Source organism: Enhygromyxa salina (assembly GCF_002994635.1).
GTDB classification, from domain to species: Bacteria; Myxococcota_A; Polyangia; order Nannocystales; family Nannocystaceae; genus Plesiocystis; species Plesiocystis salina_B.
In genome coordinates this window covers 69,379-91,917 of the sequence record NZ_PVNL01000101.1, presented here as the reverse complement: position 1 = coordinate 91,917, position 22,539 = coordinate 69,379, and the positions used below count along the sequence as shown (strand labels likewise).

At 67.6% G+C, this 22,539-nt stretch carries 16 protein-coding genes; 1 reads left to right on the top strand and 15 read right to left on the bottom strand.

Going from position 1 to position 22,539, the window contains the following annotated elements:
* Positions 1–174 precede the first annotated feature (174 nt).
* Positions 175–3,288: an MXAN_5808 family serine peptidase gene (locus ENSA7_RS25355; RefSeq protein WP_181234093.1), complete on the top strand. Its 3,114-nt coding sequence runs from the start codon at positions 175–177 to the stop codon at positions 3,286–3,288.
* A gap of 32 nt (positions 3,289–3,320) precedes the next feature.
* On the opposite strand, the gene ENSA7_RS25350 is transcribed toward ENSA7_RS25355, so the two are convergent.
* From ENSA7_RS25350 to ENSA7_RS25275, 15 genes are all read right to left on the bottom strand, one after another.
* The gene (locus ENSA7_RS25350) at positions 3,321–4,076 is read right to left on the bottom strand and encodes a hypothetical protein (protein ID WP_146158112.1); all 756 of its coding nucleotides are present in this window, start codon (positions 4,074–4,076) and stop codon (positions 3,321–3,323) included.
* A gap of 323 nt (positions 4,077–4,399) precedes the next feature.
* The gene (gene clpX, locus ENSA7_RS25345; RefSeq protein WP_106091922.1) at positions 4,400–5,650 is read right to left on the bottom strand and encodes an ATP-dependent Clp protease ATP-binding subunit ClpX; all 1,251 of its coding nucleotides are present in this window, start codon (positions 5,648–5,650) and stop codon (positions 4,400–4,402) included.
* 2 nt (positions 5,651–5,652) lie between these two features.
* Positions 5,653–6,264, bottom strand: coding sequence for an ATP-dependent Clp endopeptidase proteolytic subunit ClpP (gene clpP / locus ENSA7_RS25340; RefSeq protein WP_106091953.1), 612 nt, complete (start codon positions 6,262–6,264; stop codon positions 5,653–5,655).
* 440 nt (positions 6,265–6,704) lie between these two features.
* Entirely contained in the window at positions 6,705–8,072 is a 1,368-nt protein-coding gene (gene tig / locus ENSA7_RS25335) for a trigger factor (RefSeq protein WP_106091921.1), read from the bottom strand.
* A gap of 221 nt (positions 8,073–8,293) precedes the next feature.
* Positions 8,294–9,481 (bottom strand): trans-sulfuration enzyme family protein, encoded by a 1,188-nt coding sequence (locus ENSA7_RS25330; RefSeq protein ID WP_106091920.1) that lies wholly within the window; start codon positions 9,479–9,481, stop codon positions 8,294–8,296.
* Positions 9,482–9,722: 241 nt separating this feature from the next.
* Complete coding sequence (locus ENSA7_RS25325; protein WP_106091919.1) at positions 9,723–12,581, bottom strand: tetratricopeptide repeat protein; 2,859 nt, start codon at positions 12,579–12,581, stop codon at positions 9,723–9,725.
* Between the two features lie 18 nt (positions 12,582–12,599).
* Entirely contained in the window at positions 12,600–13,973 is a 1,374-nt protein-coding gene (gene accC / locus ENSA7_RS25320) for an acetyl-CoA carboxylase biotin carboxylase subunit (protein WP_106091918.1), read from the bottom strand.
* Complete coding sequence (gene accB / locus ENSA7_RS25315) at positions 13,970–14,452, bottom strand: acetyl-CoA carboxylase biotin carboxyl carrier protein (RefSeq protein WP_106091917.1); 483 nt, start codon at positions 14,450–14,452, stop codon at positions 13,970–13,972. The genes accC and accB overlap by 4 nt, the downstream gene beginning before the upstream one ends.
* 129 nt (positions 14,453–14,581) lie before the next feature.
* On the bottom strand, positions 14,582–15,148 hold the full coding sequence (locus ENSA7_RS25310; protein WP_106091916.1) for a type II 3-dehydroquinate dehydratase: 567 nt from the start codon (positions 15,146–15,148) through the stop codon (positions 14,582–14,584).
* A 28-nt stretch (positions 15,149–15,176) separates the two neighbouring features.
* Positions 15,177–15,545, bottom strand: coding sequence for a roadblock/LC7 domain-containing protein (locus ENSA7_RS25305; protein WP_106091915.1), 369 nt, complete (start codon positions 15,543–15,545; stop codon positions 15,177–15,179).
* A 60-nt stretch (positions 15,546–15,605) separates the two neighbouring features.
* Positions 15,606–16,529: a hypothetical protein gene (locus tag ENSA7_RS25300; protein ID WP_146158111.1), complete on the bottom strand. Its 924-nt coding sequence runs from the start codon at positions 16,527–16,529 to the stop codon at positions 15,606–15,608.
* Between the two features lie 158 nt (positions 16,530–16,687).
* A complete protein-coding gene (locus ENSA7_RS44145) occupies positions 16,688–17,719 on the bottom strand; it encodes a hypothetical protein (protein WP_244923904.1) in 1,032 nt (343 codons plus the stop codon).
* Positions 17,720–18,088: 369 nt separating this feature from the next.
* The gene (locus ENSA7_RS25285) at positions 18,089–19,090 is read right to left on the bottom strand and encodes a fatty acid desaturase family protein (RefSeq protein WP_106091912.1); all 1,002 of its coding nucleotides are present in this window, start codon (positions 19,088–19,090) and stop codon (positions 18,089–18,091) included.
* Positions 19,087–20,184: an NAD-dependent epimerase/dehydratase family protein gene (locus ENSA7_RS25280; RefSeq protein ID WP_106091911.1), complete on the bottom strand. Its 1,098-nt coding sequence runs from the start codon at positions 20,182–20,184 to the stop codon at positions 19,087–19,089. The genes ENSA7_RS25285 and ENSA7_RS25280 overlap by 4 nt, the downstream gene beginning before the upstream one ends.
* Before the next feature lie 8 nt (positions 20,185–20,192).
* On the bottom strand, positions 20,193–22,478 hold the full coding sequence (locus ENSA7_RS25275; protein ID WP_181234090.1) for a GumC family protein: 2,286 nt from the start codon (positions 22,476–22,478) through the stop codon (positions 20,193–20,195).
* Between the last annotated feature and the right edge of the window lie 61 nt (positions 22,479–22,539).

Sequence of the window (22,539 nt, the reverse complement as noted above, 5' to 3'; positions counted from 1 at the left end):
TCTACGCCAGAGTGCATCGCGGTACGAAGTTAGACGGTCACTGCCGCAGATCTGACTGGGCCGCGCGCGCGCTTGGATCCGTTCCTGGCTCATGGGTACGCCCGGGTCTAAACTCGCACGGTGGTGAATCGCAGCGGCTCCCAGGCTCGTCGTTCTTGGTCCACTCCAGCTGTCGTGCTCGGCTCGTTGGCGATCGCGCTGGGGCTGACCGCGCTGGGCGACACGGAGGCCCAGGCCGGGCGCGGCGACCTGGGCGATCACGCGCGGCTCGGCGTCGACGAAGATCCCACCGATCTGCGCGTGCTCGACTGGACGCTGTGGAACATCAGCAAGTACTACGTGGAGCCGCAGCGGGTCGATCCCGCGGTCATGACCATGGCCGGGCTCGAGGCGCTCGAGGCCGCGATCCCCGAGGTCCTGGTCAAGCCGTCGGGCAACGGCAAGGTCAAGGTCCGCGTCGGCACCACGGAGCGCGAATTCGCGGCCGACGCCAACGCGCTGTGGGCCGTCGGTCCCCAGGTCCGCGAGGTGTTCTCGTTCATCAACGACCACGCCGCGCTCAGCGAAGACGAGCAGCGCGAGGCCGAGTACGCCGTGGTCGAGGGCGTGCTCTCGACCCTCGATCCCCACACCAACCTGCTGCGCCCCGACGCGTTCGAGGACATGCGCACCAACACCTCGGGCCACTTCGGCGGGCTCGGCATCGAGGTCGGCATGCGCGAGGGCGAGCTCACGGTGATCCGGGTGCTGCCGGGCAACCCCGCGAGCAAGGTCGGCCTCAAGGCCGGCGATCGCATCGTCCAGATCGACGACGAGTCGACGGTGACCATGACCCTCAACGAGGCCGTCGGCCTGATGCGCGGCCCGGCCGGCAGCATGATCGCCGTCTATGTGCGCCGCGAGGGGCTCGAGAAGCCCAAGAAATTCTCGATCGAGCGGGCGCTGATCAAGCTCGACAGCGTGGTCGGCGAGATCCTCCCGGGCAAGGACGCGCAGGGCAACGACGTCAAGATCGGCCTGGTCCAGATCACCCGTAACTTCGCCCAGACCACCGGCAAGGAGCTGCGTGACCAGCTGGCCGCGTTCGAGAAGGCGGGCGTCAGCGGCGTGGTCCTGGACATGCGCGACAACCCCGGCGGGCTGCTGACGGCGGCGGTCGAGGTCGCCGACGCGTTCGTCGACCGCGGCACGATCGTGTCCACGGTCGGTGTCGCCTCGGCCCGCGACGAGAGCAAGGCCACCGGCCAGTACCAGTTCGCGGACGTGCCGTTGGTGGTACTCGTGGATCAGGGGTCGGCCTCGGCCACGGAGATCGTCGCGGGCGCGCTGCGCAACCTCGACCGGGCCGTGATCGTCGGACGTCGGACCTTCGGCAAGGGCTCGGTCCAGGTCCTCCACGATCGTCGCGTGGCCGAGACCGAGCTCGCGCTCAAGCTCACGATCGCCCAGTACCTGACCCCGGGCGACGTCTCGATCCAGTCGGTCGGTGTCAGCCCCGACCTCGAGACCGTGCCCGTGTTCGTGGGCGACGAGTACCTGGCCTACTACGGGCGCAAGCGCTTCGATCTGGTCCGCGAGGAGTCGCTGTCCTCGCACCTCGAGAGCGCCAAGACCAAGCAGCAGGTGATCACGGCCGGGCCGCTGTACTTCCTGCAGCAGGGCTCGGCCAACGACGGCTCGAGCGCGCTGACCCGGGTCGAGCTCGAGGAGAACACCGACAAGCGCGTGGACCTGCTGCTCGAGGATCCCGAGCTTCGGATGGCGCGGGACCTCGCAATTTGGGCGCCCAGCTCGCGGCGCAGCGACATCCTCGCCGCGCTGCCGCAGTTCACCGCGGCCCAGGCCAAGCTCGAGGACGCCCGCATCGCCAAGAGCCTCTCCACCCAGAAGATCGACTGGTCCGAGGGCCCCGCGCCAACCGCCGACGCCGCGCCTGCGCTGTCGCTCGCGCTGAGCACCGACAAGCCCAACCACACGATCCGCGGCGGTGAGCACGGGGTCCTGACGGTCGAGCTGACCAACACCGGCGACGCGCCGGCCTACCGCGTGCGGGCCATCTCCGACAGCGACTACAACTACTTCGACGAGCGCGAGCTGCTGTTCGGCAAGATCATGCCGGGCGAGACCAAGAAGGCGACGCTCAAGCTCTCGGTCTCGGCCTACGAGCTGTCGCGGGTCGATCGCATCGACTTTCACGTGCTCTCGCAGGACGGCGAGGTGCTCGAGCAGGGCGCGCGCACGTGGATCGACATCGCCGCCGAAGGGATCCCGCGCCCACGGTTTGCCTACGGCTACCAGGTGCTCGATGACCCGGCGCACGGCCACGACATCAGCGGCAACGGCGACGGCTTGCTGCAGGTCGGCGAGCGGGTCCAGCTGCGCGTGTGGGTTCAAAACTCCGGCCCAGGCGACGCCCAGGACGCGCGGGTTCAGGTGCGCAACGGCTCGGGCGACGCCGTGTTCTTGCACGATGGCCGGGCCAAGCTCGGCGCGCTCGCGGTCGGCAAGTCGGACTTCGTGGAGCTCAGCTTCGAGGTCCAAAAGGCCGTCGACGAGGTCGAGCTGCAGCTCACGGTCAGCGACAACAAGATCGGCGAGTACGTGACCGAAGAAATCGTGTTCCCGATCAGCAAGTCGCTGGCCTTCGACACCGCCAAGCAGGGGGTGACCTGCACGTCTGGCGGCGCCGCCGTCGATCTCTACGCCAGCCCCGACGCGACCGGGGCGATCCTGGCCCGGGCGCCCAGCGGCACCCGCTTCGCCTCGCTCGGCTCGGCCGCCGGGTGGCACAAGATCGAGCTCGGCAAGGATCAGTTCGCCTACGTCGAGGGCACCCGGGTCGAGCTGGGCAGCAGCGCGCCGCGCAAGCCCGGCGCCACCACGCCCGTGTTCTCGGTCTCCCCACCACACATCGAGCTGGCCCCGATCTCCGCCCAGACCGCGAGCGACACGATCACGATCAGCGGCACCGCGATCGACGGTGAGCAGGTCCGCGACGTCTACATCACCGTCTACAACCCCTCGCGCAACCTGTTCGGCAGCGCCGAGAAGGTCTACTACGAGGCCGCCGTCGATCCCACGACCGGTCGCCTCGAGTTCTCCGCCGAGGTCCCGCTGCAGCCCGGCAACAACATCATCGACATCCACGCCCGCGAGAACGAGCAGGTCACGGGCGTCGAGCGGATGTGGGTCCTGCGGACCTCCGGCCTGGCCGAGGCCCGCGCCGCCGAGCGAAGCTTCAAGTCCAACGGCAACCTCGCCGTCGACACCTTCAACAACGGCCGCTGAGGCTGTTTTCAGCTCGGGCCAGGCTGGAGCTCCTACTCGCTGCGGCAGCAGGCGAGGCGTAGGGCGATGAAGACTGTGTGGATCGGCTCGAGCCGGGTCGTGAGCCGGAAGTCGTAGTCGACTCCGACGCGGACCTGGGGTGCGCGATGGAAGGTCAGGCCGGCCCCGACCACGCCGCCGATCGCGGCTGCCGTGTTGAGCAGGCTGTGGTCGCGCGGGATCCCACCCACGGCGCCCAGACCGGTGCGCAGGTACACGGGGCCGAGCACGACGGTGGAGGTCACGTCGGCGCCATAGCTGGGCGTCTTGCGCTCGTAGTAGGGGGTGATCTGGGTGGCGACGCCGAACGACAGCGCGAGGTCCCGAAACTCGTGCTCGAGGGTCCCGCCGAACTCGAGCTCGAAGCGGGTGTTCGGGTGAAATCCACGATGGTGCAGGGTCATGCCGGGGGCGATGCCGAGCCCGAAGTAGCCCGACTGCAGCTCGAGGGTCGTGCGCTTGTCGGGGCCGGGGTCGTAGGTCTCGTACGGCTCTTCGTAATAGTCGGGCTCGGCGATGTCGTCTTCGAGAAACTCCAGGGTCTCGGGTGCCGGCTCGACGGGGGGCGCGACGGTGGTGACGTCGGCGGCAACCGGAGCTTCGGCGGGGCTCGCATCGGCCGGCGCCGCAAAGGCAGTCACTTCGATCGGGGCAGGGGCGGGAGCTGGCTCGGCCGCGACATCGGCAGGCGGCGCGGCGGCGACCAACCCAGGAGCAAGCAGTGAACAGACCAGAGCGGGAGCGAGCATTGCCGTGCGTTGAACCATCGTGCGACCTCGTGGCGGGTTCAACGGAGTCGCCTGCTGGAGGCTTCTATTTTGGGCGTACAAAGGTGACGCCCTGCACACGATGGCTGCTCACGGGAACAACCCCGGAGCCTCGCCCGAGCTGAAAACAGCCGTTCGCTGCCAACGAGCGGTCCAATAGCCAGTGGCGTCCGCAGGCGGGCCAGAAGCCTGGCCCGAGCTGAAAACAGCCTCGAAATCGACCGACAACCGACAACCAAAGAGAAGGCCCGCGCTAGCGCAGGCCTATCTCGTTCGCGTGGCCAGATGGCCAACTGGTGTCTAGCTCAGCTAGCTTCTTTCTTGTCCTCGTAGACCAGCACCGGGCGCTTGTCCTCGGTGATCGTCTCCGCGTTGATGTGGACCTCCGCGATGTTGTCGACGCTCGGGATGTCGTACATCACCTCGAGCATCGCTCGCTCGAGGATCGACCGCAGCCCACGGGCGCCTGCGCGCTGATCCTTGGCCTTGCGAGCGATCGCATGCAGGGCGTCCTCGGCGAAGGTCAGCTCCACGCCGTCCATTCGCATCAGCCGCTTGTACTGCTTGACCAGCGCGTTCTTGGGCTCGGTGAGGATCGAGACCAGCGCCTCTTCGTCGAGCTCCTTGAGCGGCGCGACGACGGGGAGGCGACCGATGAACTCCGGGATCAACCCGAACTTCATGAGGTCTTCACTCTGGGCCTGCTGCAGCAGATCCCAGTGGCGCTTCTCTTGCTTGCGCTGAACCTTGGCGCCGAAGCCCATGGTCTTGGCCGAGACGCGGGACTCGATGATGTCTTCGATGCCCGCGAACGCGCCGCCGCAGATGAACAGGATGTTGGTCGTGTCGACCTGCAAGAAGTCCTGCTGCGGGTGCTTGCGGCCGCCCTTGGGGGGGACCGAGGCGATCGTGCCCTCGAGGATCTTGAGCAGCGCCTGCTGAACGCCCTCGCCCGAGACGTCCCGGGTGATCGAGGGGTTGTCACCCTTGCGCGCGATCTTGTCGATCTCGTCGATGTAGATGATGCCGCGCTGGGCCTTCTCGACGTCGTGGTCGGCGTTCTGAAGCAGCGAGACGATGATGTTCTCGACGTCCTCACCGACGTAGCCGGCCTCGGTCAGGCTGGTCGCGTCGGCGATCGCAAACGGCACATCGAGGATCCGCGCGAGGGTCTGGGCGAGCAGGGTCTTGCCCGAGCCGGTCGGACCGAGCAGCAAGATGTTGCTCTTTTGTAGCTCGGGCTCGTCGGCGGTGTTCTTGACGTTGATCCGCTTGTAGTGGTTGTAGACCGCGACCGAGATGATCTTCTTGGCCCAGTCCTGACCGACCACGTAGTCGTCGAGGATCACCCGGATGTCCCTGGGCTTGGGCACCTTGCCCGGGCCCTCTTGCCGCTCTTCCTTCTGGACTTCCTCGGCGAGGATGTCGTTGCACAGCGAGATGCACTCGTCGCAGATGTAGACGGAAGGACCAGCAATGAGCTTCTTGACCTCTTTCTGCGATTTCCCGCAGAACGAGCAGCTCAGGTTTCCGCTTCCCTTGTTGTTGGCCGGCATACTTATCCCTGTTCTTGGTCCGTGCCCGGGGCGTCGTCGACGCGCCGGAGGACCTCGTCTACGAGGCCATACTTCTTGGCCTCGTCTGCGCTCATGAAGTTGTCGCGGTCGGTGTCGGAGAGGATCTCGTCGACCGTGCGCCCGGTGTGCTTCGCCATGATCGCGTTGAGCATCTCACGCAGTCGGAGAATTTCGCGAGCTTGAATCTCGATATCGGTGGCCTGACCCGAGGCCCCGCCGTGCGGCTGGTGGATCATGATCCGCGCGTTCGGCAGCGCGAAGCGCTTGCCCTTGGCGCCACCTGCGAGCAAGAACGCGCCCATCGAGGCGGCCTGGCCGAGGCAATAGGTTGCGACCTGGCAGCGCACATACTGCATGGTGTCGTAGATGCCGAGGCCGGCCGTGACGACGCCGCCTGGCGAGTTGATGTAGAGGCGGATGTCCTTGTCGGGATCTTCCGACTCGAGGAACAACAGCTGCGCGATCACCAAGCTGGCGACGCGGTCGTTGATCGGGTCGCCAAGGAAGATGATCCGATCCTTGAGAAGGCGGCTGTAGATGTCCCACGAGCGCTCACCGCGGTGGGTCTGCTCCACGACGAAGGGGATGCTCATGGTATGCGGAGTGTAGTCACCGAAGACGGACATTCGTAGGCTCCGTTACAGTCTCTCGTATGTTGAACGCGAGAGCGCTGGGTTGCAAGGCTGAGGAAAATCGCGAACGAGTCGCCGGGCGTGGGGCAAGGTGTGGCATGCCCGGAGACAAGAGAACCGGTGCGTGCATTTTGCATGCAGCGGGCGCGTAGCTGACGTGTCGCAGCAGCGTTGCGACGTCTGGCGTCGTGAAGCGGTGGACGACGACGTTGGACGGTCGTGCAGCGGGCACACGATGATGGGTGCCACGCTCGCGCCTGGCAAGCGAAGTCGATCCTACCAAAATGGGGAGGGCCGTTGCAGGCGCGGGGCGGATCGGGGCGTTGGTTGCCAGCGGTCATGGCGGCTGGCCTCGGAGCTGGTCCGATGGCCAGGCCTGCTGGACAGATTGGCGGGCCGGTTCAAGCCGATTCAGTGGATGGCTCGGCTTCGCCCGCGTCGGCGTCGCTCGGCTCGACGGGATCGGGCGCCTCAGTGACTTCCGAGGCACCCATGAGGAAGTCGAGGACCCGCTCTTCTCGCATCTGCGCGCGCAGAAGTAGCAGCTGGTTGTTCTTCTCCATCGTGGCACGCAGCCGGGCGGGGTTTTGCCCCTGCGCCTCGGCCATCTGCTTGACCTCTTCCTCGATCTCCTCTTCGGGGACCTCGATGCTCTCGGCCTTGCGGATCGCCTCGAGCAGGAGGAAGGCCTTGACGTTGAAGGTGGCCTGCGGGCGCATGTTCGCGGCCATCTGGGCCTCGCTGCTGCCGATCTGCTTGAGCGTCAGGCCCTGCTGGGCGAGCTGGCGCTTGAACATGTCGACCTGCGCCTGGACCTCACGCGTGACCATGGACGGGGCAGGGTCGAACTCGTTTCGCTCGAGCAGGGCCTCGACCAGGCGCTGGCGGGCCTCACGCTCGGCGACGTCGGCGTCCTCTTCGCTGACCTTGGCGCGGATCTGCTCTTTGAGCTCGTCGAGGGTCTCGGCCTCGCCAGTGTCGCGGGCGAACTCGTCATCGAGCTCGGGGATCACAGTCTCGCGGACATCACGCAACGCGAGCGTGAGCTTGACCGCCTGGTCGCGGAACTGCGGCTTGACCCGGTCTGCGGGCGGCACGAACACCACCTCGCGCGACTGGCCGACGACCGAGAGCTCGAACTTGGCGATCTCGGCGCCGAGCCCGGGGACGAACTCGGTCTCGGGCTTGCCCAGCGTGATCTCGAGGTCTTTGCGGCTGATCGGCTCGTCACCGATCTTGCCGTCGACGTCGAGGGTCCACACGTCGCCGTCGCGCGTCATCGTGCGGGCGTCGTCGCCCTCGCGCTCGATCGGGCGGATCTCCGTGAACTCTTCTTGCTTCTTGGCCAGCTCGGCCTCGACCTTGGCCTCGTCGGCGGCGGCCGGGCGACGGCGGACCGCGACGCCCTTGTAGTCCTTCGGCTCGATCTTCGGGGCGACCTCGAAGCGGGCCGCGTAGACGAAGTCCGTGTCCTTCTCGAGCGTGCTCGACTCGAGCATCGGCTGCGTGATCGGGTTGGCCTCGTGCGAGGTCATGGCCGTCTGGAAGGTCTCCTGGAACAGCTCGTTGGCGAGCTCTTGCCGGGCGCTCTTGCCAAACATCTTCTCGAGCACGCGCGCGGGCACCTTGCCAGGTCGAAAGCCCGGGACCCGAGCCCTCTGTCCGAGAGTGCGAAGCTTGGTGTCGAGTCGAGGGCCGACCGTCGTCCACGGAACCGTGACCCGAACGCGGCACTCGACAGGGGTAATCTGCTCGATCTGGCTGTCCATGGCGGAAGAACGGGCGCTATATCATACCCCCACCGGGATCCTGCACTCTGCGATGCACGACCGGTTCGGCTTGGGTCGCTCGCCGCACACGCTCGGTCCCGAGCCGATCTGCGCCCGATGCAGGTGTGACCCTCTAGGAGGGGGCTATCAACTCATTTTCGGCGAGCGTGGGCAGCGCTGGATCGCGCGGCGCGGAGCTCTGGGCCTGGGACTTGGGAAACTCACATCTGGTCGAGGGCGGCGAGCAGGTCGGCGCGGAGATCTTCGAGGTCCTCGATCCCGACGCTCAGGCGGATCAGGCCCTCGCGGATGCCGAGGGCGGCCCGGCCTTCGGGGCCCTGGTCGTAGAAGCTCATCAGCGCCGGCTGCTCGATCAAGCTCTCGACGCCGCCGAGGCTGGGCGCGATCTTGGGAATTTGCACGGCGTCGACCAGCCTGGTGCCGGCCTCGAGCCCGCCGCGGACCTCGAAGCTGACCACGCCGCCGCCGCCGGACAAGTAGCGGGTGGCCAGGGCGTGGTCCTGATGCGAGGGCAGCAGCGGGTACCAGACCTGGGCGACCTTGGGGTGCTCGTCGAGCGTGCGCGCGAGCGCCAGCGCGCTGTGGTTGTGCCGCTCGATCCGCAGCGCCAGGGTCTTGAGCCCGCGCCCGAGCAAGAACGCGTTGTGGGGGTCACACACGGGCCCGAGCGTGCCGACTTGCTCACGGATCGCCTGAATCAGCCCGCTGCGCCCGACCACCGCGCCGCCCAGCAGATCGTTGTGGCCGCCCAGGTACTTGGTCGTCGAGTGGATCACCAGGTCCACGCCCAGGTCACACGGGCGCATGTTGATCGGCGTGGCGAAGGTCGCGTCGACGATCGTCTTGATCCGGCGCGGCTTGGCCAGCGCGACGATGCCCTCGAGATCGACGACCCGCAGGTAGGGGTTGGTCGGGGCCTCGGTGAAGATGATCTTGGTCTCGCTGCGAACCGCGGCCTCGATCGCGGCCAGCGTTGGCTCGACGATGTCGACCGCGACCCCGAACTTGTCGAGGTAGGTCCGCGCAAACACCCGGGTCTTGCGGTACACGTCGGCGGTGAAGATCACGTGCTGCCCAGCGCGGAGCATGGCCAGCAGCGTCGAGGTGATCGCGGCCATGCCCGAGGCCATCAGCACCGCGCCAAACCCCGCGGCGCCGCCGGCTTCGAGCGCGGCCAGCCGGGACTCGACCGCCGCGACCGTGGGGTTGCCGTAGCGGCCGTACTCCTCGGCCCGCTCAATCTCCCCCTGCATGAAGGCGTGCAGCTCGGCCGTGTGCTCGAACGGGTAGGTGCTCGCCAGCACGAGCGGCTCGGTGACCGATCGGCTGGGGCGAACGTGGGGCTCACCACCGTGAACCGAGAGCGTGGACGGACCAATCTTTTTCATGATGAACCCGAAGCAGCCCGAGCGAGCAAGCGAGCGAGCGAGCGAGCGAAGCGAACCCCGCCGCGAAGCAAAAAACGAATGGAGCGCCGCCCCAGTAGCCGTAGGTGCCCAGACAAGAGCCCCCTTCCAGGGGGCCAATGATGCCACCGCGCACAAATTAACCATCGGGAGCGAGCGAAGCGAGTGACCTGCGAAGTGCGAAAGCGTCTGTGGGGGTCTAGTGCGAAGCGACTGTGGGGGTCTATTCCAGCTCTTCGAGCCGATTGTCGCGGTCGCGGTAGCCAGGCTCGACGCGCTCGAGCGCGGCCTTGGCTTGCTCGAACTCACCGATCGCGAGGCTGACCATGGCCAGCTCGTAGTTGGCCTCGCAGCGCTCGTCTTTGGTGCGGGCGGCCTCGACGGCCTGGGCGAACAGCTCGACGGAGGCCTCGAGATCGCCGCCTTGCAGCCGCAGGTTGCCCATCATGACCAGGGCCTTGGCCTGCCAGCGAGGGTCTCGCGCCGCGAGCTCGTACTCGGCGAACGACTTGTCGTGCAGGCCCATCTCACGATAGGCGGTGCCGAGATCGAAGTGGTCGCTGGCGTCGGCGTCGGTGACCTCGTGGGTCTGGATCGCGACCTCGCGCTGCTTGCGTTGGGTCGGGGCGGCGTCGTCGAAGATGCCGGCGAGGAAGTCGTCTTCGTCCTCGTCCTCGTCTTCGAGGTCGAGCAACGGAGCGGCGGCGGCGACCTCGACGGCGTCGACGCCCGCGCCCGCGGCGTCTGGGAACCGGTGGGCGATCTTGGCGAGCTCGGGGTGGCCGGGGAACAGCTCGAGGAGGTCGTTGTAGGCCGCGAGCGCGTCTTCTTCGAGATCCTGAGCGAGATAGAATTCGAGCTCCTCGAGCTCGGCGCTGAGGTCGAGCCAGTCCTCGGGCTCGGAGTCTGGCTCCGGCTCTGGCTCGTCATCGTCGTCGGGGACCCCGATCGCATGGGGCTCGGAGTCTGGCTCCGGCTCCGGCTCTGGCTCGTCGTCGTCGTCCCCGAACGGGTTGTCGTCGTCCCGATCGCCAGCGTCCTCGTCGGGCTCGATGCGGCCGATGATCGGCGCGGGCTCGGGGGGAGATGGGTTGAGGTGATCGTCGGTGTCGCCGAGGTTCGGCTCGGCGTCGTCGTCGTCACTGCCGAGACCGAACCGATCTTCGTAGCGGATCTCGGCCTGTGACTCGTGCTCGGCCCGCTGATCGAGCGAGATCGCGAAGTCCGAGCTGTCGTCGACGAGCTGGTTGAGCTGGCCGTGGAGCCCGGGGTCGGCGGACCGGATGTCGATGCCGCTGTCTTCGGAGTCGTCGAGCGGATCGTCGAGCTCGGCGCCGGCTGCCCCGAGCGCGTCGCGGCCGAACTTCGTGGTGATGCCGTGATCGAGATCTTCGACGTCGCCGATCAGCGAGTCGCTGGCCTCGATCGGGCCGAGCATGTCGTCGTCGAGATCGAGGGAGCCGAGCGGGTCGTCGTCGCGGGGCAGCGGGTCGTCGTCACTGGCGACGCCGACGTCGACGCCGGACATCTCCGACAGCCGCTCACCGAGCTCGGTGGCGAGCGGGTGGTTGGGGATCAGCGCCAGCGCGAGCTCGACGTGACGCGCGGCGCCGGACGGGTCGCGGGCGATCAGCTGGGCCGCGAGCCGGGCGCGGGCGTCGGCGGCGTCGTCGTTGCGGCCGAGCGCGGCGAGGATCTCGGCCGCGAGCTCCAGGCCCTGGGCGTGCTTGGGCGAGGCCGCGAGGATCTGCTCGGCGTGCCCAAGGGCGTGCTCGAACAGGTGGTACTTCATGAGTACGCGGATCTCTTCGAGCTGCTTGTCGGTGTCGATCTCGGCGTCTTCGCTGCCGGCCTGGGCGCCCTCGGAGATGACCTCTTCAGTCAGGGTGTGACGCCGCGGCCGGACGGTCGCGGTGTCGTCGGCCTCCGGTGGTGGCGGCGGACGATGGGCTGGAGCTGGCGGGGCCACCGGAGCTGCCGCCGCGTCGTCGTCGTCGTCCTCGAGCTCTTCGAAGTCCTCGATCTCGTCGAATTCCTCGATCTCGTCGAACTCCTCGAATTCGTCGTCGTCATCGTCGTCGTCGGCTGGGATCGCCAGCGCGTCGGGATCTCGACGCGACGAGGGGGGCGTCGGTGGCGGCGTCGGTGGGGGCGTCGGTGGCGGCGTCGGCGTGGGCACGTCGCCGAGCTCCGCGAGCGCCTTCTCGAGCTTCTTGTTGTTCGGAACCCAGGCGAGCGCCTTGCGGAGCACGCGGACGCTGGTGCGGATCCCTTCGGGCCCAGCTTGGCGCTGATGCTTGACCAGCTCGAGCACGACCGAGCAGGCCTTGTCGGCCTTGCCCATGCGCACGAAGGTGTCGGCGAGCAGCTCGAGCCCCTCGGGGTCGTTGTTCTGGCGCTGCAGCAGCTCGTTGAGCTTCATCAGCGCGCGGCGGGGCTGATCGAGCTCGAGGTACACGCGCACGAGCTCGCGGGTGACCTCGTCGAGCGGGCGGTGATAGAGCAGGCGCTCGGCGACCCGGACGTATTCCTCGGCGCGCCCGGCCTGGCGCAGGAAGTCGGCGCCGGCCGAGAAGTGCCGGACCGCGTCGTCGACCCGGCGCTCGCGCGAGAACAGCTCGGCGAGGCGCAGGCGCTTGGCGATCTCGCGGGGCATGAGATCGGCGACGCGCTCGTAGAGCTGCAGCGCCTCGCGGGTGTTGCCGCTGCGCAGGTACACGCCCGCGACCTTCTCGTACAGCGCCACGGCCTCCGGGTAGCGGCGCAGCTGCTCGAACGCCTGGGCCGTGCGCATGTGGATGTCGTAGCGCTCGGGCGCGAGGTTGAGCGCCTGCCGGTAGATCTGCAGCGCGTTGGGTAGCTCGCCGGTCTCGAACAACAAGTTGGCCGCGTGCACGTAGCGGTCGACGGCCGCGTCGACGTCGCCCGCCCGGTGCAGGGTGTCGGCGAGCAGCACCCAGGTCGGTGCGTCGTTGGGCTGATGCTCGACGACGCTCTGGTACTCGCCGACCGCGGCGGACAAGTCACCACGGGCAGCGTGCTGCTGAGCTGCCTGAAGAGCCTTGTCTCGCCGAAACGACACCGCCTAGCACCTCGTGGATCAGGCGTGAGAGTTGAGCTCGGCCCGGACTCCGTCGGAGTCGAGGTCGCGCTCGAGAAAGTGGGTGTCGTAGACGCCCGTGACGAAGGGCGGCTGCTTGAGGATCCAGCGGTGGAGGGCGATGTTGGTCGAGATCCCCTCGATCACGCACTCACCGAGCGCGCGTCGCATCCGGGCGATCGCTTGCTCTCGGGTCGGCGCGTGAACGATCAATTTTCCGAGCATCGAGTCGTAGTACGGGGAGACGGTGTAGCCTTGGTACACGTGGGTGTCGACGCGCACGCCGGTTCCGCCCGGAAGGTGCAGCGCGGTGATGGTACCCGGGTGTGGCGCGAAATTCACTGGATCCTCGGCGTTGAGCCGACACTCGATCGAGTGACCGCGGGGCCTGAACTCGCGCTGCAGGTGACCGAGCGGTTCGCCGGCCGCGAGCCGGATCTGCTCTTGCACGAGGTCGACGCCGGTGACCATCTCGGTCACGCAGTGCTCGACCTGGACCCGGGTGTTCATCTCCATGAAGTAGAAGTGATCCCCGTCGAGCAGGAACTCGACCGTACCCAGCGAGTGGTAGGAGATCGCGCGGGCAGCGGCGATCGCGGCCTCGCGCATCTTGGCCCGCACGGCCTCGGGAAAATTGGCCGCCGGGGCCTCTTCAATGACCTTCTGGTGACGGCGCTGGACCGAGCACTCGCGCTCGAACAGGTCGATCACGCCGCCGTGCTTGTCCGCGACGATCTGGATCTCGATGTGGCGCGGGCTCTGAACGTAGCGCTCGAGGTACATGTCGCCGCAGCCGAACGCCGCTTGGGCCTCGGCCTGCGCGGTCTCCAGCGTGGAGGCGATCTTGTCGATGTCCCACACGATCTTCATGCCCCGGCCGCCGCCGCCGGCTGAAGCCTTGAGGATGACCGGCAGGCCGATCGACTCGGCGGCCGCCCGGGCCTGCTCGCCAGACTCGAGCACGCCGGTGCCCGGGAGCACCGGAACGCCGGCCTTTTGCATGGTCTCGCGGGCCTGGACCTTGTCGCCCATCAGGCGCATGTGATCGGGATCGGGCCCGATGAAGGTCATGCCGCACTTTTGGACGGCGTCGGCGAACTCGGCCCGCTCGGACAAGAACCCGTAGCCCGGGTGCACGGCGTCGGCGCCCGAGATCTCCGCAGCGGCGATCAGGTTGTGGATGTTGAGGTAGCTCTTGGACGCCGGACCGGGGCCGATACACACCGCTTCGTCAGCGAAGCGAGTGTGCAGGGCCATCTCGTCGACCGTGGAGTGCACGGCGACGGTCTTGATGCCGACCTCGCGGCAGGCCCGAATGACACGCAGGGCGATCTCCCCGCGGTTGGCGATGAGGACCTTGCGAATCTCGGTCACAGGCGGCGCACCCTGAACAACTTGGTCCCGAATTCGACCGGCTGTTGGTTGTCGACGAGGACCTCTTCGATGATGCAGCCGAACTCGGCTTCGATCTCGTTGAACAACTTCATGGCCTCGACGATGCACACGGTGGTCCCGGCGGACACGGTGTCGCCGATCTTGACGAACAGCGGGGCGTCGGGGCGAGGGCTGGTGTAGAAGGTGCCCACGAAGGGCGAGGTGATGTAGTCGCCGGAACCGCTGGTCTCCGCGGCCGCCGGCGCCTGGTTGGCGGCGGGCGCTGGCGCTGCGGCGGAGGCCACAGGCACCGGCGCCGGCATCGGCAGCTGTGCGGAGGTCGTGAGGTCGCCGCGGCGCATCAAGATGCGCTGCTCACCGGTCTCGATCTCGAGCTCGTCGAGACGGAACCGTTTGAACAACTTGGCGAGCTCGCTGACGTAAGCGATGTCGGGCAGCTTCGAGTCTTGGTCGGACATGTCGGAGTTCGGAAGCGAAGTTCAGCCGTGGAGGCCGGGCCAGTCTAGAGAATTTGCAGGCGCGGGCCAGGTTTGCGGCTCGCTTGCAGGCGCCTCAGGGTACTGGAGCGGGGGCCGGCCGCGAAGAGCTCAGCGGCGCGAACCGGGCGTTTTTGGCTCGCCCTGCTCACCTGGCTCGTCCGGCACGAGGCGTGCGGCGAGGGCGTGAAGCGCGAGGCGATACGACTCCGACCCCAGCCCCATGATCACGGCTGTACACGCCGCCCCGGTGATGGAGGTGTGACGCAGCGGCTCGCGGGCGTAGATGTTCGACAGGTGGACTTCGATGGTGGGGAGCCCGACGCCAGCGATCGCGTCGCGGAGGGCCACCGAGGTGTGGGTGTAGCCGCCGGGGTTGATGATCAACCCGCGGGCGGTGTGCGGAGGATCCACACTTTGGCCGCCCGCTCGAGGGTGTGCAGCGGGGATCGCATGGCCGTCGACCAAACCGGCAAACAAATGGATGCGATCGATCAGCTGGCCCTCGCCGTTGGCTTGGTGGGTCTCGACGGTGACGCCGAGCTGATCACCGAGCGCGACCAGGCCCGCGTCGATCTCCGCCAGCCCCGTCGCGCCGTAGATGTGTGGCTCGCGGACGCCCAACAAGTTCAAGTTGGGTCCGTGCAGAACCAGGACCCGCGGTCGATCACCAGCCATCAACCGTCACCGGGCCGCGCACTCGCGATCAGCCAGGATAGAGATCCGAGCTCAAGGCGCTGGCCTGCGAGCGCAGCAGCCACCGGCCCTTGCCCATGTGGGCCGCGTTCTCGAGCAGGACTGTCACGAAAAATTCTTGCGAGAGCACGCGGACCAACACGGTCCCGTACTCGGCCTTGATCGTGATGTCCGAGATCATGCCCATCTCGAGGCTGTGGGCCGCGTCGCGCAGCTCGAGAAACCGAAACGAGAACTCCATCGCCATCGACTCGATGTCGAGTTCGTTCTCGAACTGCGGCTTCACCCACTGCTCGACGGTGATGCCGTCGAAGCCCATGAGGATCGCGCCCTTGGCGCCAGGCGTACTCTCGACGATCTTCTGCAGGATTTCGTCCATCGGCGCTCTCCCAAGAGATTCGCAGCCAACCCCAACCCCGGTCAAGGGGGTGTGGGGGTCCTAAAAATTCACGGAAAGGCGGTAGCGGCCTTTGCCTGCGCCGAGCTGGTCGACGACCAGGTAGGTGGTCGTCGAGCTTCCGAAGTTGGCGGAGGTTGAGGGTCCGCAGGAGAGCTCGCTCTCGGTCGCGCAGTCGTTGCGGAGCGAGACGATCGGGACGATGTCGCCCTCGATCGCTTCGACGGTGGCGGTGACCGTGCCGCCGCCGGTGAGCACGAGGTCGAAGATGTCCTCGTCGCCGGGCGCCGAGCAGGTGCTGTCGAGCCGGCCTTGCTTGGGCTCGAGGCTGGCCTCCCACACGAAGTTGCCGCCGGGCATCAGCTCGATCGCTTGCTCTTCGACGGCGTCGTAGCAGTCGCCCTCGAACGCTTGATCGCCGAACCGGACCTCGAACGCATACTTGCCGGACTCGCCCAGCTCGGTGTCGACGATGATGAAGTAGGTGTCGCCGCCGCCCTGGTCGTAGAACCCGCGACCGGGCACCGAGTTGACGATGTCGGCGCAGACCTCCGACTCCTCGATGCCACCCTCGGCGCAGGGATCTTCGCCGCGCACGACCCGAAGCACGGGGTTGAAGTTGGTCTCTTGCGGCAGGAAGTCGACGAACACGTCGCCGGACACGGAGCCGATCCGGTAGACGTCCTCGGCCCCGGTGCCGCCGCACCAACCCTCGACGCCCGAGCAGCCGCCGAGGCTGCCGCGCACGACGATGGTGTCGCCCGCGGGCAGGTCGATCGGATCCTGGCAGGAGCCCACGCGCGGCGCCGTTGGGATCCCGCCGGTGTCACCCGTGCCGGTGTCGCCCGTGCCAGCGATGGTGCTGTCGTCGACGCACACGGGGCTGTAGTCGGGATCGGTTCGCAGGCCACAGCCGAGCAGGCAGGCAGCGAGGCCGAGCGAAGCGAGGCCAACACGCAGGGTCATCGGACGATCTTGCACGGGCCCCTGCGAGTCGTCAAAGCCCGTTTTGCCCGCCCCGCAGCAGTCCAAGGTCGCCGCGCGGGGCCGCCTGTATGTCCGCGAGGGCGAACTCCTTCACCTGACCGAGCGACCTGGCCCAATGCGCAGCTGCTGGGCCTAGATCACCCGTCGACGCAGGCCACCGGGGTCCACTGGGCGGCGAGGTTGGTGCACGGGTGGGCCATGTTGCCGATCTCGATCGTGGTGCCGTCCATCGGGTCGACCTCGTACAGGTGACCGTCGGTGCACGCGTACAAGATCCCGTTGCCGGGGTGCCACTCGATCCCGACGGTGCCGAACGGCACGTCGAGCGGGGTGGTGTTGGTGGCGATGCCGGACAGGATGTCGACGTCGTACAGATCGTCGTCGGTCCCGTTGATCATGAACAGCCCCTGGATGTCCGACGAGAAGGTCGAGCCGTGGGTGCCGATGTTGACGCCCAGGCCGTTGCCGACCTCGACCGCCATCGCGGTCTGGGTGCTGATGTTGAGCAGCACGTCCTGCACGTTGGTCATGCCGAACAGCTCTTGGACCTCGAGGCCGTTGGCGGTGATCCCGTTGATCCCGGTGTAGCCCATCGGACCGATCTGGGTCGTGCTGCAGTCGCAGGTGTCGATGATGTCGAGGAACTGACCGCTGCGTGATCCGTAGAGCTCGCCGTCGAGGCCGAAGGTGATCGATGGGTAGGAGACGTTCACGCCGAAGTCGCACAGCTGGGTCTCGTCCCCGGTCTCGACGTCGATCTTCACGAGCGTGTCGATGTCGTTGCGGACATGGACGAGCACCAGCGGCTGGTTGGGATCGCCGTCGCCGTCGCCGTCACCGTCGCCGTCACCATCGCCGTCGCCATCGCCGTCGCCATCGCCGTCGCCGTCGCCGTCGCCATCACCATCACCGGGATCGCCGTCACCTGGGTCGCCATCGCCGGGATCGCCATCACCTGGGTCGCCGTCGCCGTCGCCGTCACCCGGGTCGCCGTCGCCGTCGCCGTCACCGTCGCCGTCGCCGGAGATCGTGTCACCGCTCTCTTGGGTATCGTTTGTCTCGTCGCCAGCGGTCGCGGTGTCGGTGTCTCCGTCGCCGCTCGAGCCCTCGCTGGTCCCGTCATCTGCGCAAGCGATCGCGAGGCCAAGCCACGCAAGTGAAGCCCACAACAATTTTTTCTGTACCATGTCATTCATTCCGATCCGGCGCGCTCGCCAGATCCAAATGGTACGACACGACAACGAACAATAGGTCACGCACCGCAAACTCCCCAGGAAGCGAGTTCACGGTGCGTGGGTCGGTGGTGGCGCAGTGTCCAGAGGACTATCCAGAGGACTGGGTGCTCATTGTTTGCCCCAAATGAGCCCCCTGCGCGGATTTGCCGCGTGCGCCTGTCCAGGACGCACACGAGCCGTGTAACGTTCGAGATTGGTTGTGTCTCGAGCGGCTGATTCGGTCATGAAAAAGATTGGGAGCAGCCCAACTTTTATGGCGACCCGCGGGCCCAAACCTGGCCGCGCCCCTAAATGTCCCGAGGATCAGTGCGCGGTCGTCACGGTTCGAAGCATCGCGCGATAGCTCGACGACACGTGACAGCCAGCTAGCGCCCCGCGTTCACGCAATAGCCGGTGCATGCGCGAAACCGAGTAGAGCGGAACGGTGGGCAGCAGGTGATGCTCGAGGTGATAATTGACGGCGTGCGGAGCGACGGTGAGTCGCGCGATCAGATTGGCCTGCGTGGTCCGGGTATTGAAAAACACCGTTGCGCGCGGAGCTGGGCCCGACTCCGCGGGCGGCTGCGTACACGCATGCTCGGCCATGGCGCGGATCCGCAAGAACAGGCTGAAGCTGGTCAGGTAGGCCCCAACCCACAACATGTACAGCTCACCGTGGCCGGCGGCGCGCAGCAGCAAACCTAGCGCGACGTTGGTCAGCAAGACCGGTCCAAAATTGCGCAGACCGCAGCGAGCCACGTCGACGACCGAGCGCCCACGCTGGTCGATGCGCGTGATCGTGACCGAGGCCGTGTACTCCAGCACGCCAAAGTCCATCGCCAACAGCGCGACCACGCGCTTGAGGCCGGTCAACCCCGAGAGATCCCGGGCAAATTTGCGGGCGAGCGAAGCCCGCGAGATCGGAAACGGGGCGACCAGCGCGAGATCGGGATCATCGGGCTCGTTGGTGTGGGCGTGATGGCGCAGGTGGTGCGCGCGGTAGCGGGCCAGCGAGGTCCAGCCCGGCGCGGCACACAGCCACTGACCGATCACCAGGTTGAGACGGCGCGTGCGAAACAACGACCGGTGGGCCGCGTCGTGCATCAAGATCGAGAGCCCCAGCTGGCGACCTCCGATCACGATCAGCGCGATCACGATCGTCCACCAGCGCGGGTGCAGGCCGACCAGCGCGAAGCTGGCCGCGATCATGCCCCAGCTGGTCGCGACGGCCATGAAGCCGCGCGCGTCGCTGCGCTCGGTCAGCTCGCGGATCTCGGCGGCCGTGAGAAAGTCGGTGACCCCCCGCGGGCGCGCCCGGGTGGTCATGCGCGCCCGAGCAGCCAGCTCATGGTGCTGCGCAGCGCGTCTGCCATGGCCGTGCGTGGCGCGTAGCCGAGCAGCTCGCGGGCGCGGGTGATGTCGGCGCGGCTGTGGACGATGTCGCCGGTTCGCGCAGCTTCGTGGCGAGGGGCGATGCCCTGGCACGGGGCCCCGAGCTCGAGCATCCCGGCGTGGACCAGGTCATAGAGCTCGAGCAAGGTGGTGCGCCCGCCCAGCCCGATGTTGAACACGCCCTCGCTGGGATCCCCCGGTCGCTCGCGCAGCTCGGGGGCGACGCGCTCGGCCCAGGTCGCGGCCAGCAAGTTGGCCTGGACGACGTCCTCGACCGGGCAAAAATCGCGGGTGTGCTGGCCGTCGCCGAAGATCACCGGCTGCTCGCCCTTGCCCAGCAGCGCGACCCACTTGGGGATCACCGCCGCGTACGCGCCCTCGGGATCCTGGCGGGCGCCGACGATGTTGAAGTAGCGCAGCGCGACCACGGACAGGCCGCTCGCGCCGCCAAAGGTGCGGTTGCTGGTCTGGCCGAGGACCTCCGCGATGTGCTTGTGCGCGGCGTAGGGCGACAGCGGACGGCCGATCGTCTGCTCGCGCTGGGCGCCCGTGCCGGGCTCGCCCGGGCAGTCACCGTAGACCGCCGACGACGAGGCATGCACGACGCTGCGAACCCCCGCCTGGCGGGCCGCCTCGAGCACGTGAAAGCTGCCGTCGACGTTGACGGTGAAGCCCTCGATCGGCTCGGCGATCGTGCGCGGGACCGAGGCGATCGCGGCGTGGTGAAGCACGTGATCGATGCCCTCGCACGCGTGCAGCACCGCGTCGAATTCGCGCACGTCAGCCTCGACGACCAGCAAGCGATCGTCGGCGTCGGTCGCCCCGCGAGCGACCGCGCTGCGGACCAGCGCTTCGATGTTGGCGTGGGTGCCGGTCTCGAAATTGTCGAGACCCACGACCTGTTGATCGAGCGTGAGCAGGTGCTCGACCAGGTGCGAGCCGATGAAGCCGGCCGCTCCGGTGACCAACCACTTGCGGGGTGTCGCGCGCAGGTGGGCTTCGACGGCTTCGATCTCGGGCTTGCTCATGAGGTGGTTCAGACGCCTTCGGTGGCTTCTTCGTGCGGGCGATAAGTGTAGTACTCGGAGCTGTAGCGGCGACCCTCGTCGCGCGCGTCGAGCTCGTTGAGGATCACGCCGAGCAGGTTGTTGTCGCCCTGGCGCAGCTGGGTGAGCGCGCGCTGGATGTCGGTCCACGTGGTCGAGCGGCAGCGGGCGACCACGATCACACCGTCGACCTGGGGGGCGAGAATCAACGGATCCGTGACCGGTAGCGCGGGCGGCGAGTCGATGATCACCACGTCAAAGCGCTCGCGCAGCTCGGCCATGGTCTTGCGACAGGCGGGCGACTCGAGCAGCTCGGCCGGGTTCTCGGGCACCCGCCCACAGGTCAACACCTGCAGGGTCTCGGGTGCGCCCTCGAGCTGACCCTGCAGCGCGTCGACCAGCAGGTGCTCGCCCTGCAGCACCGTGGCCAGGCCGTAGTCTTCTTTACCGACGACCGAAGGAAACACCTGGTGCAGTCGTGGGCGGCGCATGTCGGCGTCGACCAGGCACACCTTCTTCTTGGCCTGACAGTAGCTCACGGCCAGGTTCATCGCGGTCGAGCTCTTGCCCTCCGCCGACGCCGGCGAGGTCACGAGCAGCACCAGCGAGTCAGCCTTCGAGGTCATGAACGCCAGCGAGGTTCGGATCCCCCGGCAGCGCTCGGCCATCAGCGACTGGGGAAACAGGTGCGAGTAGAGATCGCGGCGGCGACGTTGCGCGCGGACGTTGCCGACCCCCAGGGCGGGATCGGCGGGCAGCAGCGGCAGCTGACCCAGGGTCGGCAGCCCGAACGCAGACAGCGCGCGCTCGAGGTCCGCGACCGAGCGGATCCGGTGGTCGCGCAGATCGATGATGACCGCGAACACGGCCCCGAGGCTGAGCCCGGCGATCGCCGCGATCGCCAGCAGCAGCGGCTTGCGCGGACGAACGGGGCGCTCGGGCAAGGTCGCGAAGTCGAGCACCTCGACCGGCGGGATCTCGACGCGGTTGCTGACCCCGATGTCGTCGGTCCGGCTGCGCAGCTTGGCGTAGGCGTCGGCGGCGTTTTGGGTCTCGCGCTCGAGCTGGCGGTACGCGGGCTCGAGCCGGCCGAGCTCGATCGCGTCGTCACGCTCGGCCGTGAGCGCGGCTTCGAGCTTTTGCTCGGTCTCGGCCGCGGCTTTGTAGCGGGCCTCGATCGTGCGGATCATGGCCTTGCTCTCCCCGTCAATCCGCTCTTCGATCAGCTCCACGCGCCGCTGGGACTTGCGCCACTGCGGGTGCTTTTGGCCGTAGCGCAGGTCGATGTCGTTGAACTCGCGCTCGGCCTCGAGCCGCTCGGCCAGCATCCGATCGAAGATGATGCGCTCGCCGCTGCTGAGCAGTGACGCCCCGGCGAGGCTGCCCTGCTCGCGGAGCTTCTTGGCCTGGCGATAGACCGCCTCGATCCCGATGCGGTCGGCCTGCGCGGCCTTGGCCGATGCGGTCAGCGTGGAGATCCCCTGGGCGATCAGATTCTGGCGATCTTCGAGGGAGATCGAGGTGATCCGGTGCTCGCGCTTGAACTGCTCGAGCGCCTGCTCGGCCGCCTGAAGATCCGCGTTGGCGCTGGCGAGCTCGGCCTGAAGGTCGGTCTGGGCCTTGTCCCCCGTGTCCGAGCGGCGCCGATTGATGTGGGCCAGGTAGGCCTTGGCGACCTCGTTGGCGATGTCGCGGGCCAGCGTGGGGTCGGGATACTCGGCCGAGATCGCCATGACGCGCGAGCCACGGACCTCCTCGATCGTGATCATCGACTGCAAGCGCGTGACCGGATCGATGCCGGCCTCGGCTTCATCTCGGAGATCGGCGTCGCGGATCCCGTCGGTGCCCAGAAACGTGGGGTCATCGGCGAGCCCGAGCCGCGCGAGCGCGGCCTCCTGGACCTTGCGGCTCGAGATGATCTCGCGCTGGGTCTCGAAGTACTGCTTGAACGCGAATCGGTCGGTGCCCTGCTCCTCGTTGACGCCGCGCACGTCGTCGAGCACCTGCGGTCCGCTGGGGTTGATGACCATGGTCGCGGTCGCGCGCCACTGCGGCTGCAGCAGCGAGATCGCCAGCACGCCGGTCGCGAGGGCGAGCACCGTGGTGACCGCGACGACCAGCCAGCGACGCCCGAGGATCGACGTGAGCTCGAGCAGCGCGTCGAGAGCATCCTTCGCGCCCTCGTCATCCTCGCCCCCGCCGCGTGGCGTGATCGCCCGATCTGCGCCTGCTCGAGGCGCGGCGTACGGCCGTGGGCTGCCGGGCGGCTGCGTCATGTCTTCGCGCAGCTTAGGAGCCACGCTGGGGGATGTCCAAGACGCGGCGATCCTTCTCCCG

Coding starts and splice junctions, on each gene's coding strand:
- clpX (WP_106091922.1), bottom strand. CDS start 5,650: ATGCCGGCCAACAACAAGGGAAGCGGAAACCTGAGCTGCTCGTTCTGC.
- ENSA7_RS25275 (WP_181234090.1), bottom strand. CDS start 22,478: ATGACGCAGCCGCCCGGCAGCCCACGGCCGTACGCCGCGCCTCGAGCA.
- ENSA7_RS25285 (WP_106091912.1), bottom strand. CDS start 19,090: ATGACCACCCGGGCGCGCCCGCGGGGGGTCACCGACTTTCTCACGGCC.
- ENSA7_RS25310 (WP_106091916.1), bottom strand. CDS start 15,148: ATGGCTGGTGATCGACCGCGGGTCCTGGTTCTGCACGGACCCAACTTG.
- accB (WP_106091917.1), bottom strand. CDS start 14,452: ATGTCCGACCAAGACTCGAAGCTGCCCGACATCGCTTACGTCAGCGAG.
- ENSA7_RS25350 (WP_146158112.1), bottom strand. CDS start 4,076: ATGCTCGCTCCCGCTCTGGTCTGTTCACTGCTTGCTCCTGGGTTGGTC.
- ENSA7_RS25305 (WP_106091915.1), bottom strand. CDS start 15,545: ATGGACGAAATCCTGCAGAAGATCGTCGAGAGTACGCCTGGCGCCAAG.
- tig (WP_106091921.1), bottom strand. CDS start 8,072: ATGGACAGCCAGATCGAGCAGATTACCCCTGTCGAGTGCCGCGTTCGG.
- ENSA7_RS25330 (WP_106091920.1), bottom strand. CDS start 9,481: ATGAAAAAGATTGGTCCGTCCACGCTCTCGGTTCACGGTGGTGAGCCC.
- ENSA7_RS25300 (WP_146158111.1), bottom strand. CDS start 16,529: ATGACCCTGCGTGTTGGCCTCGCTTCGCTCGGCCTCGCTGCCTGCCTG.
- ENSA7_RS25280 (WP_106091911.1), bottom strand. CDS start 20,184: ATGAGCAAGCCCGAGATCGAAGCCGTCGAAGCCCACCTGCGCGCGACA.
- clpP (WP_106091953.1), bottom strand. CDS start 6,264: ATGAGCATCCCCTTCGTCGTGGAGCAGACCCACCGCGGTGAGCGCTCG.